This is a genomic window from Microcystis sp. M53603_WE2, assembly GCF_030065435.1.
On sequence record NZ_JASJFF010000451.1, the window covers coordinates 1 to 1,283 of the forward strand.

2 pseudogenes are annotated in these 1,283 nt (G+C 35.8%); one reads left to right on the forward strand and one right to left on the reverse strand.

Annotated elements, in window-relative coordinates:
* Window positions 1-601: pseudogene (locus PX481_RS09470) on the reverse strand (helix-turn-helix domain-containing protein); the annotation flags it as partial.
* A 351-nt stretch (window positions 602-952) separates the two neighbouring features.
* On the opposite strand from PX481_RS09470, the pseudogene PX481_RS09475 reads away from it, so the two are divergent.
* Window positions 953-1,283: pseudogene (locus tag PX481_RS09475) on the forward strand (hypothetical protein); the annotation flags it as partial.

Genomic DNA, 1,283 nt, shown 5'->3' on the forward strand with positions numbered 1-1,283 from the left:
CAAAATTTAATCTTAATGCTTTTCTTTGCCCAGATATTTGTTGACGATCTAAATTAAATAGCATTCGATAAAGTTGATGACAAGATTGTTGGAGATGACGAATTTTTTCCGATGGGCAAATCACAATAGAAGAAGCGGAAGAATTTAAAAACTTTTTTGCTTCTGGTAGCTCTAAAGTTTGGCACAATTGTTGCAGATAATTATCATGAACGTAAAGCTGAAAACGATTGGAAAAAGGATGTTGAAAAACGGAAATTTCTGATTTAGGGGGGATAATCCCCAGATAGTTATTTTCTAATGGATACAAATTTTGGAAGAAGACAGAATTCACCTGAACAGGAATCGCAAAAACCCACATTTTAGAATGGATTACTCCCGCAACATTCGTTAAACAATTACGTTGCGATAATTCTAACATCACTTCATCGATGATGATCCTTGAAAGATACCCTTCAAAATGATCACCACTGAGTTGTAAAGCATCTACGTTGAGAAATTCTCGATTCTGAAAATAGCGAGAAAAGTCACAAACATATTCACTTTTAAAGGTTAATTCCTGAGAATTAATTAAAATATTGGTTTTATTGTCAAAAATAAACATCTATATATAACTATTTGGTTATTGAGTAAAGTTAAAATTTTTTTGCCCATCAATTTAAAAACTTGCGTTTTTCGGATCATCTTAGCATAGAGGACTGAGTAGTATTGAGTTACAGCAGAGTTGATTTGTTAAGTCCATCAGTGTAATCCAGGTTAAATCTCTCATCTCTCATCTCTCAACTCTCATCTCACCTTTGTAACCCCTAAATCAGGTTTTTATGTCAAGCTATTTTGAAAGCCTTGCTAGAAACCAGTTTTAGGGATAAGTATAATTACTCACTTGTATAAATGAGATGCTCCCATCTCTCAAATCTCTCACTTTTTTCCGTTATCAATTACTAAGGAGATTTCGATGGCTAAACAATATATGCCACTTGAAGATTGGTCTGGAACTGTGGTATTCGGTGGAGAAATTCCTCAATTACGTCCCCCGGCATTTTCTGACGACTCAAAATATACCACATTTAGCTATACCCATTATCTAGAGGGATTGGAAATTTCCGATAGCTATATCTATGATCCAGGAGGATCAGAAATTTCCGAAGCTGTTGCTAGGGAAATCGCTACGTTCGCCGTTCCCCCGACAAATTATCCAAGGAGATTGGAAATTTCCGATAGCTATACCTATGATCTAGAGGGATCAGAAATTTCCGAAGCTGTTGCTGGGGAAATCGCTACGTTCG